11 protein-coding genes and 1 riboswitch are annotated in these 13,807 nt (G+C 35.5%); of the genes, 7 read left to right on the forward strand and 4 right to left on the reverse strand.

Going from position 1 to position 13,807, the window contains the following annotated elements; all coding sequences use genetic code 11:
* Positions 1-17 precede the first annotated feature (17 nt).
* A complete protein-coding gene (locus NX902_RS02705; protein WP_095333041.1) occupies positions 18-1,439 on the forward strand; it encodes a 6-phospho-beta-glucosidase in 1,422 nt (473 codons plus the stop codon).
* A 114-nt stretch (positions 1,440-1,553) separates the two neighbouring features.
* Positions 1,554-2,384, forward strand: a complete 831-nt coding sequence (licT, locus tag NX902_RS02710) for a BglG family transcription antiterminator LicT (RefSeq protein ID WP_095333043.1) — start codon at positions 1,554-1,556, stop codon at positions 2,382-2,384.
* Positions 2,385-2,588: 204 nt separating this feature from the next.
* Here licT and NX902_RS02715 read toward each other — a convergent pair whose 3' ends face one another.
* Positions 2,589-2,765, reverse strand: a complete 177-nt coding sequence (locus tag NX902_RS02715) for a hypothetical protein (protein ID WP_163187717.1) — start codon at positions 2,763-2,765, stop codon at positions 2,589-2,591.
* Positions 2,766-3,104: 339 nt separating this feature from the next.
* Between NX902_RS02715 and NX902_RS02720 the strand changes: the two genes are divergently transcribed.
* The 5 genes from NX902_RS02720 to guaA all read left to right on the forward strand — a co-directional run bounded on the left by NX902_RS02720 (position 3,105) and on the right by guaA (position 10,955).
* Complete coding sequence (locus tag NX902_RS02720; protein WP_123260029.1) at positions 3,105-4,511, forward strand: TerD family protein; 1,407 nt, start codon at positions 3,105-3,107, stop codon at positions 4,509-4,511.
* Between the two features lie 140 nt (positions 4,512-4,651).
* Positions 4,652-5,605: an AAA family ATPase gene (locus tag NX902_RS02725; RefSeq protein ID WP_163187719.1), complete on the forward strand. Its 954-nt coding sequence runs from the start codon at positions 4,652-4,654 to the stop codon at positions 5,603-5,605.
* On the forward strand, positions 5,605-6,810 hold the full coding sequence (locus NX902_RS02730) for a DUF58 domain-containing protein (RefSeq protein ID WP_123258830.1): 1,206 nt from the start codon (positions 5,605-5,607) through the stop codon (positions 6,808-6,810). Before NX902_RS02725 ends, NX902_RS02730 begins: the two co-directional genes overlap by 1 nt.
* A complete protein-coding gene (locus NX902_RS02735) occupies positions 6,811-9,045 on the forward strand; it encodes a transglutaminase TgpA family protein (RefSeq protein WP_163187721.1) in 2,235 nt (744 codons plus the stop codon).
* Positions 9,046-9,074: 29 nt separating this feature from the next.
* A riboswitch (purine riboswitch) is annotated at positions 9,075-9,176 on the forward strand.
* 228 nt (positions 9,177-9,404) lie between these two features.
* On the forward strand, positions 9,405-10,955 hold the full coding sequence (gene guaA, locus NX902_RS02740) for a glutamine-hydrolyzing GMP synthase (RefSeq protein ID WP_095333053.1): 1,551 nt from the start codon (positions 9,405-9,407) through the stop codon (positions 10,953-10,955).
* A gap of 218 nt (positions 10,956-11,173) precedes the next feature.
* Here guaA and NX902_RS02745 read toward each other — a convergent pair whose 3' ends face one another.
* The 3 genes from NX902_RS02745 to NX902_RS02755 all read right to left on the reverse strand — a co-directional run bounded on the left by NX902_RS02745 (position 11,174) and on the right by NX902_RS02755 (position 13,703).
* Positions 11,174-11,977 carry a sulfite exporter TauE/SafE family protein gene (locus NX902_RS02745; RefSeq protein WP_095333055.1) on the reverse strand — a complete coding sequence of 268 codons (804 nt, stop codon included), beginning with the start codon at positions 11,975-11,977 and terminating at the stop codon, positions 11,174-11,176.
* Between the two features lie 262 nt (positions 11,978-12,239).
* Positions 12,240-13,061: a pyruvate, water dikinase regulatory protein gene (locus NX902_RS02750; RefSeq protein WP_123260026.1), complete on the reverse strand. Its 822-nt coding sequence runs from the start codon at positions 13,059-13,061 to the stop codon at positions 12,240-12,242.
* Between the two features lie 12 nt (positions 13,062-13,073).
* A complete protein-coding gene (locus tag NX902_RS02755) occupies positions 13,074-13,703 on the reverse strand; it encodes a CBS domain-containing protein (RefSeq protein ID WP_095333060.1) in 630 nt (209 codons plus the stop codon).
* Positions 13,704-13,807 lie beyond the last annotated feature (104 nt).

Raw genomic sequence — 13,807 nt, forward strand, 5'->3', positions numbered from 1 at the left:
AGAAAGGATGAGACATTATGGCATTTCCAAAAGGTTTTTTATGGGGCGGTGCAATTGCCGCTAATCAAGCAGAAGGAGCCTATTTAGAGGATGGAAAGGGGTTAACTACTGTTGATTTATTACCAACTGGTGATAAAAGATTTGAAATTATGATGGGGAAGCTTCCTTCCTATCAACCACTTGAAGGAGAATTTTACCCTTCACATGAAGCGATTGATTTTTATCATCGTTATAAAGAAGATATTGCTTTATTTGCAGAAATGGGATTTAAAGCATTGCGCTTATCAATTTCATGGGCAAGAATTTTTCCAAACGGAGATGACGCTACTCCAAATGAAGCGGGATTGAAATTTTATGATAATGTTTTCGATGAGCTCTTAAAATATGGAATCGAGCCAGTCGTAACCATTGCTCATTTTGATGTACCAATAAATTTAGTAAAGAATTATGGCAGCTGGAAAAATCGTAAATTAGTCGATTTCTTTGAAAAATATGCAACTACCTTATTTGAGCGATATAAGGATAAAGTGAAATATTGGATGACCTTTAATGAAATCAATATGCTTTTACATTTACCGTTTGTTGGAGCAGGTTTGGTATTTGAAGAAGGAGAAGATAAGCTTCAAGTGAAATATCAAGCAGCCCATCATCAATTGGTTGCTAGCAGCTTAGCTGTAAAGGCTGGACATGAGATTAATCCTGATATGAAAATTGGCTGCATGCTGGCGGCGGGTCAAACATATCCATATTCCTGTAATCCAGATGATGTCTTGGATGCAATGGAAAAAGATAGAGATTCTTTCTTTTTCATAGACGTTCAATCTCGTGGGAAATATCCTGGCTATGCGAAAAGGTTTTTCCGAGATAAGAATTTAAAGATTGAAATGGAAGAGCAGGATGAAGCGTTATTAGAGAAGTATACGGTTGACTATATAGGCTTTAGTTATTATGCAAGTCGTACGACAAGTACAAATCCAGAGGTCAATAAGCAGACTTCGGGCAATGTGTTTGGTTCTATTGAAAATCCATACTTGGAAAAGTCGGAATGGGGTTGGACGATTGATCCTAAAGGTTTCCGTATCACTGCAAATCAATTGTATGATCGCTATCAAAAGCCACTATTTGTAGTAGAAAATGGGTTAGGTGCTGTCGACATTCCTTCGGAAGATGGAGAGGTAAAGGATGATTATCGGATAGATTATCTACGAAAGCATGTGTTAGAAATGTCTGAGGCCATAGAGGATGGTGTAGAAATGATCGGATATACGAGCTGGGGGCCAATTGATATTGTAAGTGCCTCTACTGGTGAAATGAAAAAACGCTATGGCTATATTTATGTAGATAAAGATAACGAAGGGAACGGAACATTAGAGCGATCAAAGAAAAAAAGCTTTGATTGGTATAAAGAGGTTATAGCCTCTAATGGAGAGAATGTATAATTGGAAATAGGAAAGTTGATTTTTCAGCTTTCCTTCTTTCCTATTTTTAAACCATTATCACGATCACTTATCCATGATAAGGAAAAAAAGCCATATTAAACTACAGGTGGTCAAATGAAAATAGAAAAAGTATATAACAATAATGTAATTGCTGCGTTTAATGAACAAGACGAAGAATTAGTAGTAATGGGTAGAGGTATAGCTTTTCAAAAGAAGCCTGGTGATTTAGTGGAAGAAGCAAAAATAGAAAAAGTATTTGCTTTGAAAAATAATGATATGTCGGAAAAGTTTAAAACACTTTTATATGAAGTACCTGTTGAATATATCGAAATCACAGAGGAAGTCATTAAGATTGCTAGCAGCAGGCTAGGCAGAAAGTTAAATGATAGTTTTTATATCTCTTTAACCGATCATTTGCATTTTGCTGTTCAGAGAATCCAAAAGGGGTTTGAAATTAAGAACGCTTTATTATGGGAAATAAAAAGGTTTTATAAGGAAGAGTTTGCTATTGGATTAGAGACCATTCAACTAATGAAAGAGAAATTAGGTATTGAGCTGCCAGAAGATGAAGCTGGTTTTATTGCAATGCATCTAGTTAATTCAGACCTGAGTCAAGAAATGCCTAATATTGCAAACATCACAAAGGTTATGCAAAATATATTAAATATTGTTAAATACCATTATAAGATGGAATTTGATGAGGACTCTTTAAACTATTTTCGATTTCTTACTCATTTGAAGTTCTTTGCACAAAGGCTCTATAGCAAGACATACATGGATGATGATGATCCATATCTATTCGAAATGGTGAAACATAAGCATAGAGAAGCCTTTAGATGCACGGAAAAAATAAATGAATATATTGAAAGTCAATTCAATTATTCTTTAACAGATAATGAAAAGTTATATTTAGCTATTCATATACAAAGAGTTGTTAATCGTTAGTTATTCCATTAGTGGTCCAAATATAACCATCAGTGCGGAGGAAGAACCTCCCGCTGATAGAAGTTTTAATTATTGAAGATAAGTTAAATCATTTAGGCTTTGTTCAAGTAAAATATTGTTTAGAAAGTATTTATTTTTTTGCCAAAACGATTCATTGAACAAAGCCTTAAATGAAGAAGGGATAGAATTTTATATGATAAATGATTACTGTGTAATCGATCGATCTGTAATATCTTTTTCCTCTGCTTGTTCCTCTATGGTGTCTTCTTGTACTTTCTCGTATTCTTTTCTTACTTCTCCGCAAGTGATGCATATACCACTGTAATAATAATTATATTTATGATATTTTCGTATCTTACAAATAAGGGAACCCAATAACATACATAACAACTCCTTTACCTATTCCATTCTACAGTACAAGTGAATTTTGTTCGGTTAAATAACCGTTACGAACCTACCAAATTCATGACAAACATGTCTACTTTATCTTTTTTATGACAAACCTCCAAAAAAAATTACAAATTAGAAGAGAAAAGGTATAGAAAGAAAAAGGATAATAAGGAGTTGCTAAAAGAAGAAACTTTTTCATGTTTTATATCGTAAAAGGGGTAGTTGTAATATAACTGTAAATGAATATACGTACAATTACCTAGATAATGCTGTAAAATAATAGGTATCGATAGTTGGAAGAATTTGAATGTAAAAAAGGAGAGGTTCTTTGTGGGGGTTATGCTAAGCAAGGGTCAAAAGATAGATTTGACAAAATCACATCCTGGGTTAAGGAATGTAGTAATTGGTTTAGGCTGGGATATCAATCAGCATGGTGCCAACTATGATTTAGATGCGTCAGCTTTTTTGTTGGGCGATAATCATAAAGTATGGAGTGATAATGATTTTATATTTTATAATAATCCAACTGGTCCTAATGGATCGGTAGTATATAGTGGAGATAACCGGAACGGGCATGGCAGAATGGACGATGAACAAATTCGAGTGGATTTATCCCAAGTACCTTCCACTATTCAACGCATTGCTTTTACCATTACCATTCATGACGCTTATAATAAAGGACAAAATTTTGGACAAATATCTAATGCCTATGTCAGAGTATTTAATGAGGGAGATCAAGTAGAACTTCTTCGTTTTAATCTTGGAAGAGATTATACAGTTGAAACTGCTATTGTTGCAGCAGAGCTATACCGACATCACGGAGAATGGAAATTTAATGCTGTCGGAAGTGGCTTTCAAGGTGGGTTAGCTGCCTTATGCAGCAATTTTGGAGTAACAGTTGATGATGAACCCCAAGCACCTGCCTATCCTAATGATTCTATCCAACAAGCTTATCAAGAACCTAATAGGCCTTACTACCAGTCATTTGAAACGCAAACTTATCCGGCTTCAAGTAGCGGGGCTTATCAGCCAAACTGGCAACAGTCTTATACTAATAGAAATCCACAAATGTATGGACAAGATGCTGTTAATGACGCTTATTCTAGTGATCATATGCAGTGTATAAGATGTAGAAGTACAAATGTCCGTACCGGCGAAAAAGGCTTCGGAATTGGCAAAGCGGCAATTGGAGGATTGATTTTAGGACCTGTCGGTTTATTAGGTGGATTTATCGGAAAAGGACAGCTGAAAATAACTTGCAATAGTTGTGGCTATAGTTGGTCTCCATCTCAGACGGATTATGCTGAATGGGGAAGGCAGCAGAAACAAAGAGCTAGAGATCTCTTTATGCGCTATAAAAATCCAGATGTACTTGACGCTGTTGTCGCTGCATGTGCATTAGTAGGAATGGCTGATGGAAGGCTAGACCATGCAGAAGAACAAAAAATGATGGAGTTTATCCATCAAAGTGAGGAATTACGTGTTTTTGATACAAATAAAGTAATTCAGCAATTTAATTACTTTGTCCGAAAAATAGAATATGATCAAATTATTGGTAGAGCTGAAAGCTTTCGAGCACTAGGAAAAGTTCGTTCAAAGCCAGAGATTGCTAGACTTGTAGCTCGGTATTGTATTGCGATTGGATATGCAGATGGTCATTTCGATCAAAGGGAAAAACAAGTGGTGACAGAAATTTGTCGAGAATTAGGTTTAAATCCACAGGAATTTTTATCTTAAAAAATGGCAATGCTAGATATAGAAGCTAGATGAAAAGAATCGATTGGTTACTAGTAAGAAAATGATTGCTTAGTTGAAAGATAGGGTCGTAACAATCACATAAACTAGCAAGTTACTAGAAATGCAACAGGAGGAGAAGAATGGCAGGAAATCATAGTTTGGCAATTAACAGAATAATCGGTAATATCGAAAAGGTGATGATTGGGAAAAGGGATGTAGCAGAACTGAGTTTAATTGCTTTGCTTGCCCAAGGGCATGTTTTATTGGAAGATGTTCCAGGAGTTGGGAAAACAATGATGGTGCGAGCTTTAGCGAAATCAGTGGGAGCTAATTTTCGTAGAATTCAATTCACTCCAGACCTCTTACCTTCTGATGTAACGGGAGTGTCTATTTATAACCCGAAAGAGCTAGAATTTCAATTCGTGCCAGGACCAATCATGGGAAATATTATTCTAGCTGATGAAATAAATCGGACATCTCCAAAGACTCAGTCAGCTCTTTTGGAAGCGATGGAGGAAAGTAGTGTAACGATTGATGGTGTGACACATCAGTTACAAAAGCCATTCTTTGTTATGGCAACCCAGAACCCAATTGAATATGAAGGAACCTATCCTCTACCAGAAGCACAATTAGATCGCTTCTTATTGAAAATGAATATGGGATATCCAACTGTAGAAGAAGAAATAGAAGTGTTAACTAGAGTCCAAGTAGCAGCGCCAATTGAAAAATTAGAGTCAGTTGTTAGCTTAGATGAGTTACTTACTCTTCAAAATGAAGTAAGACAAGTGTATGTGGATGAGACGATTAAAAAATACATTGTGGAACTCGCTACTGCAACAAGAGAAAATGCGAGTGTTTATCTAGGGGTCAGTCCGAGGGGTTCCATTGCATTAATGAGAGCATCACAAAGCTATGCCTTTATTCAAGGAAGAGATTATGTCATCCCAGATGATGTGCAATTCTTAGTAAAAGCTGTTTTTGCTCATCGAATGATTTTAAAATCAGAAACAAAGTTCGATGGGATAACAGCAGAAGAAATTATTAATCGAATTATTGGGCAAGTATCTGTCCCGGTACAAAGGTTAGTGAAGTAATGAAAAGATCTTTGCAAAAATTAAATCGGATTTGGAAATTAATTTTGCTATTTTTATTAATAGTGATGGTATTTTCCTATGCTATGTTTCAAGGTGGGTTTGTAAGCTGGTTTTTATTTTATAGTTTTTTACCATTTGCTTTATATGGTCTTTTTATTGCAGTCTATCCAATGCGGGATTGGCAAGTGAAACGAAAGATTTTGAAATATGAATATAGTGCGAAAGAAGAAATGCATGTAGAAATTGAATTAACGAGAAACTCGTTTTTTCCTGTTTTTTATATGGTGGTGAGAGATTCCTTTAGTTCCACAGTGGGGCAGAAAATAGAAGAAAAGAGAATGCTAATGCCTGGATTAAAGCGGAGACTACGCTTTAATTATACAGTGAAGGAGTTGCCAAGAGGAGAGCATGTATTTGATCAAATCTGTCTCCAATTAGGCGACCCTTTAGGTCTGATTGAGAAGGAGAAGGTCTATATTCAAGTAGAACGGATTCTAGTGTATCCTCCTATTGAAGAAATGATATATAAACCGCTGGAAAATCACTATGAGCAGGGAATGACTTCATCGAAGGAGCGAGTGCAGCGAGATACGACAATGGCAGTTGGTGTGAGAGAGTATCAGCCAGGTGACCGCTTTTCATGGATTAACTGGAAAGCAAGTGCAAGGCGCAATAATATGATGACAAAGGAATTTGAACAAAAGCAGTCGCATGACATTATGATTGTGATGGATTGCCAAGAAAATAAAAGAATGGAAACGACAGTGTCTTTCACCGCTTCTATCATTCGAGCTATTTTAAAAAAAGGTGCGCAAGTAGGCTTATTATCGGTAGATACGGATCGTAAAATTTTTCCAATAAGAGGAGGGGAAAGTCACCAACAATACCTTCTCCATCATTTAGCGAAAGTACGTACTACAAAGGAAATCACATTAGCAGAGGTTTTAGATAATGAAAGTAGTCAATTGCCCCCACAGGCCACTATCATGTTAATTACTTCCCAAGTAACGAGAGAACTTATAGATAAAGCTGGGTGGTTGGCAAGTAAAAGATATAATATTGTGATATTTACCATCACGGGACAAAAGGAAGGTTTATCTAATGAAGAAAGAACATTAAGTGCATTTGCTGGAAAAAAGGGCATTCGAATCATTCCTGTTTCTAAGGGGAGATTTAAAGAGGCTCTTGGAGAGGGGGTGGCATAAATGGGAACACCCTATAGCAAACAACATATCACAATTGCCAATTTTTTATTATATATTTTAGGTTTTTTATTAATTTGTGAATGGCTCGGACCGTTGGAAGCATTAACGAATACAGAGAATGTGATTGTTTTTCACTTATTTCTTGCGTTATCTTTATTGTTAGCCTTTTTCCGGACACCGAGCTGGGTAAGCGGCACATTAAAGACTGTTTATATTATATTTATTCTTCAATATTTATATTATGAGGAATCATTTTTTACTTTTCAATGGATTCAACCTTTTGCAGCCGAATTTATCGATAATTTAGCATTGGTATTTAATACAAAGTGGCCGGAAATGACAAATATGTTTAAAAGCAGTCTCTGTTTCATTTTATTATGGCTGATGGCGTATTTAATTGATTATTGGCTAATTAAGCGAAGAAAGATTTTTACATTCTTTTTGCTGACAATTATTTATATTACCGTATTAGATACTTTTACGATTTATAGTGCTGATGCGGCAATTATTCGTACGGTAATCATAGGTTTTACAGCAATGGGCATGTTAACATTCTTTCGATTAAGTGATAAAGAAGGAGCTAGAAATACTAACAGTTCGATCGTAAAATGGATGATTCCTTTACTTTTATTCGTAATTGGAAGTGCTGGGATTGGCTACTTATCACCAAAGGCAGATCCTATTTGGCCAGATCCTGTTCCTTTTATCCAGACAATGGGGGATAAAGGAGGAGAAGAGGACGGAGATATTCCAGGAAGCGGTGTTCATCGAGTTGGTTATAGTGTCGATGATTCGAGGTTAGGGGGAGACTTTATTGGTGATTCTTCCTTGGTCTTTGTTGCGGAGGTAGAAGAGCCTCATTATTGGAAGGTAGAAACGAAAGATACTTATACCGGAAAAGGCTGGGTCCAATCAGAGGAATCTTTAAAATTAAATCGGGACAACTTTGAAGTATTAGATCAAGGTGGCGAAATTCCTTTTGTCTCTTTTGTAGAAGGGGAAAATGTGAAGCGGACAGAGTCTGAAAGCACCGTGCAATTTACCAATGGCTTTTCTTATTTACTATACCCATTAGGGGTAAAAGAAGTATCTGCTGCTAATTCGTTCATGGAAATTGAAAGTGGGAATGAACGTGGTGTTTTTAATGGATATGTAGAAAGTTACTCGGTTAAATTTGATGTGCCGGAATACAGTCTAAATGCGTTAACAACAGCTGATATGGAAGACTTTATAAGAAATAATCCAGACATGGTGAAACGCTACCTTCAGCTTCCCGATTCATTGCCGCAAAGAGTGAAAGATCTTGCTGTTGATATAACGAAAAATGATGAAAATCTATTTGCAAAGGTACGTGCGATAGAAACTTATTTCTCCTCTAATGGTTTTGCTTATAGTCAAAATAATGTTGCAGTCCCGAATGAGGAAGAGGATTATGTGGATCAATTCTTATTTGAAACAAAGCTGGGTTATTGTGATAACTATTCGACTTCTATGGTTACCCTGCTGCGTTCTATTGGGATTCCCTCAAGATGGGTTAAAGGTTTTACAGAGGGAGAATTTGTAGAAGCGGACGGGGATATTCGCCGCTATGAGGTTACAAATAATAATGCACATTCATGGGTAGAGGTTTATTTTCCAGAAGTAGGCTGGGTTTCCTTTGAGCCAACGCAAGGATTCTCTAATGCGAATACGTATATTAATGATGTGGAAAGCAATCGAAATACTGAGAATAATGAAACACAAACACCAGAGGAAAAGGCACAACAGCCAAAAACGCCAGAGCAAAAACCAGAAACTCCAGAGCAAACAATAGAGCAAGCATCACCATCTACAGAAGGATGGGAAAGTTATAAAACTACTGCTAAAGAAAATTGGCAGTGGGTCACTATAGTTCTAGTAATCATCATTACAGCAGGATTAGCAGCCTATAAATTTCGCTATAAATGGCTTCCTTATTATTACATTTGGAAATTCCGAAATACAACAGAGGAAGCTAATTTTCCGAAAGCTTATATGGTGCTGCTGCATCTACTAGAGATAGCCGGACTCCGCAAGAAGGAAGAAATTACCTTAAGAGAGTATGCAAAGCAAATAGATCATATTTATTCAAGTGAAGAAATGAGCCAATTGACTGCTAAATATGAGGAATATCTGTATAAAGGTTATATACAAAAAGAGACTTGGGAAGATGTGAAAGAATTGTGGGAAAATTTAATTAAAAAAACAACAGCTTGACCATCGATTCGACATGTTGTTACAATATTCACATCTATATATAATTCCTTCATATATCCTCGATGATATGGTTCGAGAGTCTCTACCGGGTCGCCTTAAATGATCTGACTATGAAGGCAGATAAGTCTTTGATTTATTTAGCTTTTATGAAGAAGACTAGAATTCTGCCTTCGTTTTTATTTGAGGCGGATTCTAGTCTTTTTTTGTTGGTATTTTATAAAAGGTGGTTGTTTTCTTTCGAAATCAGCTTTTTTGTAAAAAACAAAATCTGATTAAGAGAAAAAGATAAACATGAATAATGAAGGTATTTGGAAATAGTAAGAAGAGAAATTCAAATAGAGTAGTTGGGGTGAATAGGAATGGGGAAAGCGCATATAGAAGGTCAGGAAATGATCGTTGTCCTAGATTTTGGTAGTCAATATAATCAATTGATTACAAGAAGAATAAGAGAATTTGGAGTATATAGTGAGTTGCATCCACATACCATTACAGCTGAAGAGATTAAGGAATTAAACCCTTCTGGAATCATTTTTTCAGGCGGACCTAATAGTGTATATGATGAAAATGCATTTGGCGTAGATGAAAAAATATTCGATTTAGAACTTCCTATTTTTGGTATTTGTTATGGAATGCAATTGATGACCCAGCATTTTGCCGGAAAAGTGGAAAAAGCAAAGCATCGTGAATATGGAAAAGCAGCAATTAATATTGAAAACAACTCTAAGTTATTCACTGACCTTCCAACAGAACAAATTGTTTGGATGAGCCATGGTGATTTAGTGGTCGAAGCTCCTGCTGGATTTACAATTGATGCAACAAGCGCTTCTTGTCCGATTGCTTCGATGAGTAATGAAGAAAAAGGATTATATGCTGTTCAATTCCACCCAGAAGTACGTCACTCTGTATATGGAAATGAATTATTGAAAAACTTTGTATTCGGTGTTTGTGGCTGCAAAGGTGACTGGTCAATGGAGAACTTCATTGAAATTGAAATGGAAAAAATTCGCCAGACAGTCGGCGACAAGAAAGTTCTTTGCGCCTTAAGTGGTGGAGTAGATTCTTCTGTTGTTGCTGTGTTGATTCATAAAGCTATTGGCGATCAATTAACCTGTATATTTGTAGACCATGGACTTCTTCGCAAAGGCGAAGCGGAAGGGGTAATGAAAACTTTCACAGAAGGCTTTAACATGAATGTCATTAAAGTAGATGCGAAAGAACGTTTTATGTCTAAGTTAGAAGGTGTAAGTGACCCTGAGAAAAAACGAAAAATTATCGGAAATGAATTCATCTATGTGTTTGATGATGAAGCAGCAAAATTAGAAGGAATTGATTTCTTAGCACAAGGTACTCTTTACACAGATATTATTGAAAGTGGTACAGCTACTGCACAAACCATTAAGTCCCATCATAATGTAGGCGGACTTCCTGAAGACATGCAATTCCAATTAATTGAACCTTTAAATACGCTATTTAAAGATGAAGTACGTGCTTTAGGTTCTGAATTAGGAATAGCTGATGATATTGTGTGGAGACAGCCATTCCCGGGCCCAGGTTTAGGGATTCGTGTATTAGGAGCTATTACAGAAGAAAAACTAGAAATCGTCCGTGAATCAGATGCCATTTTACGCGAAGAAATTAAAAAAGCTGGCTTAGAACGCGATGTATGGCAATACTTTACTGTCCTTCCTGATATCCGCAGTGTTGGAGTTATGGGAGATGCACGTACGTATGATTATACAATCGGTATTCGAGCAGTTACTTCTATCGATGGAATGACATCTGACTGGGCAAGACTGCCATGGGATGTACTAGAAGTGATTTCGACAAGAATCGTTAATGAAGTAGCCCATATTAACCGCGTCGTGTATGACATTACTAGTAAGCCGCCTGCGACGATTGAGTGGGAATAAGAATACATTTGAAGAGGGAACACCGATTTATAAGGATTTAACCTTGTAAAAAATGATCAATTACTATATAAAATAATATGGTTCCCTACCAAAAACCCTACCAAGAAACAATTTTGGTAGGGAATTTTGTTTGTTCATTGAATTTTGGTAGGGAACATTTTCTGAGATAACTTGGTTATATTATAATAAATATCTCTATGTATAATGTTATTCCATAATTAGCTTGTAATCATCATAATGACCACAATAAACAGCAGAATTAAGTATATTTTGGAAAAAAGTTTGTCAGATAACTTTTGAGCCCAAGATCTTCCAATAGGTACGCCAACAAAACCACCGATTGTAAACCCGATTAGCGCAGGTAAGTATATAAACCCTAGAGTGGATGAAGGCATTGTATCTATCTGTATTCCTGTAATTAAATAAGTAAGGGCTCCAACGATAGCAATTGGCAGACCTAATGGGGTAGCCAGAGCTACAGAGTGTATCATACGCATACCTCTATTTCTAAGGTAAGGAATTGTCATGGTACTTCCGCCAATACCTAACAAGGTTGAAAGAAATCCAATGCCTATTCCAATAAAAGATGCTGAACTTTGCTTAGGCATATGAAATGATTGTTCATCAATCTCTCTGGTGAATGATTTTTTGAAAATGTTTGAAACCAAAACGTAAATTAAGAGACCAATGAACGCAAACCTAAGGAAATCGCTATCAATATAGACTGCAAGCATACCACCTATTAAAGAACCTATTGCAATATACCCTACTAATAGTTTGAAGACTGACCATGTCACATTGCCTTTTTTCGCATGATTATATGTTGAATTGAATGAATTTATAATCATAACTGCTAATGATGTACCAATAGCTGTATGCATTAAATATTCGCTTGGAATAGAATCTGGTAAAAATGCAAATAGGATAGGAACTACTACGAATCCACCCCCAAAGCCAAACATACTTGATAGAATTCCAATAATAACACCAATTAATGCAAACATTAAAAATGATAATTCCACTAAAAATCATCTCTCTTTACTTATATTAATTAAAAATTGTTCTTAGAATCAATATAATGTTAGCATACTACAAAGAGAAGTTGGGCTAATTCAAGCTGTTTGTCATTCATTGAATTTCTTAAGAAAAGAAGGTGGAAATATAGAGGAATAAGAATAAGTGCTGGTATGCAATATTGTTTTATCGGAAAAAACGGATCATTATTTCATGTAATTGAATAATCGAGAATGCGTTGATTCAAAAAGAAGTAAGTATCCACCGGCTCTACCAGTGGATACTTACTTCTTTTAGATGTTTTTCTACTAGATAAGCTGTTTCCTCAATTGATTTATCTGTTACATCAATAACATAGGCATTATGCTTTTTAAATACTTGTTTTGAATACTCTAGCTCTTCATAAATTCTTTCTAAATTTGTATAACTAGATGAGTGACTCAATCCTAAAGAATCTAAGCGATTACTTCTGATTCTGGATAGTTTTTCTGGATTACAAATCAAGCCGATTATCTTCCGCCCCTCTAGCTTCTCTAATATGGTAGGTAAGGGGACTTCAGGTATAAGTGGTAAATTTGATACTTTATAACCTTTATTGGCTAAATACATACTCAAAGGAGTCTTGGAAGTACGGGAAACACCGAGTATTACAGCATCGGATTGAAGAAATCCTTGCGGGTTCTTTCCATCATCATATTTTACTGCAAATTCGATTGCTGCTATTTTATTAAAATATTCTGTATCTAACTTATGTACAATACCAGGTTCTTCTATGGGGGTATAACCTGTTTTAGATTTAATAATCTCAAAAAAGGGATTCATTAAATCCAAGTAATGTAACTTTGTTCGCTTACTGAAGTCTTTAGCAACATTAGCTAAATGGTTATCAACTAATGTGCTAACTACTACTGCATCATCTTTTAACGCGTCATTTAATATATCAACTAACTCTTCTTCTTTGTTAACAAAAGAAAAACGGTAGCTGTTGTTGAATACCAAATCTGGAAATTGAGCAGTTACAGCTGCTAATAATTTTTGTGAAGTTTCTCCTATTGAATCGGAAATGGTATATACAATGATTTCATTTTTCATAAAAAATCTCCTCTATTCATTTAATTCTGCCTTTCTTGCCTGTTGAATAATGAAATTTAATATTCTGGTTTTAGTGATTTTTCCAATCACTTTTCTTTCATTTTCATCATCCACAACAGGTAATGAGTCCACCTCAAAATCTTGAAGAATACTTGCCGCTTCTAAGATATCCATGTCTTTTTTACAAACTTTAATATGAGGTACGCGAGTCATACAGACCGCTACAGGTGTCTGATCTATATTCGTATTTAATGAGGCTCTTAATAGGTCCTTTCTTGATAAAACCCCTAATAGAAGCTTTTCTTCTCCAGTGACATATAATGAACCTACATCATACATAAATAAAGTTGTTATAGCATCTCGAATGGAAGTATCTTGATTAACCATTAACGGCGGCATCATTATCTCATTTACTTTTGTATTGAAAGTTTTAAAAAAGAAAAATTTCTCTAAATCTGATCCCGAATAGGTGTACCCAATTTTGGGGGTAGCTTGTAAGATTCCAACAAGCGTTAAAAAAGATAAATCTGATCGCAGGGTGGCTCTTGATACATCCAACAAATCAGACACCTTTTCTCCACTTACAGGTTGATATTCTTTGACTATTTTAATAATTTTTTCTTGTCTTTCACTTAGTTTCATTATTATCTCCCGAAAAATAGATAGTTTAAATAGATAATAGGATTATCATCATTATGGCTCTATTATACATCGATAATTTAATTATTCAACTTTAATATGTGTGT

Origin of the sequence: Niallia sp. FSL W8-0954, from assembly GCF_038005605.1 — a bacterium.
GTDB classification, from domain to species: domain Bacteria; phylum Bacillota; class Bacilli; order Bacillales; family Cytobacillaceae; genus Niallia; species Niallia circulans_A.